This window comes from Arthrobacter sp. CMU6 (genome assembly GCF_059090205.1).
Genome location: NZ_JBNHFL010000107.1, coordinates 1 through 403 on the forward strand (window position 1 = coordinate 1; position 403 = coordinate 403).

1 protein-coding gene is annotated in these 403 nt (G+C 73.4%); it reads left to right on the plus strand.

The features are described from left to right. Positions 1–403 (plus strand): zinc-binding dehydrogenase (locus AC5RWD_RS23270; RefSeq protein ID WP_494022276.1); only part of this gene is annotated, 403 nt, incomplete at both ends.

The window sequence follows — 403 nt, forward strand, 5'->3', positions numbered from 1 at the left end:
CGTTCAGCCGGTACGTGAACCTGCCGGCCAGGATGCTCCGGCCCCTGCCGGACAGCCTGGATTTGCGCACGGCGGCGTTGATCGAGCCGGCCAGTGTTGCCTGGCATGCGGTGTCCCGGGCCGGGGACGTGGCCGGCAAAACCGCGCTGGTGATCGGGTCCGGCCCGATCGGGGCGCTGGCGGTCGCGGTCCTCAAACGCGCCGGCGCGGCCCGGATCGTCGCGGTCGACATGCACGCCAAACCGCTGGAGATCGCCGCGGCGGTGGGCGCGGACGAGGTCCTGCACGCCACCGACACGGACGCGATCGCCGCGGTCCAGGCCGATATCGTGATCGAGTCCTCCGGGAACCACCACGGCCTGGCCTCCGCGGTTCAGGGCGCGGCCCGGGGCGGGACCGTGGT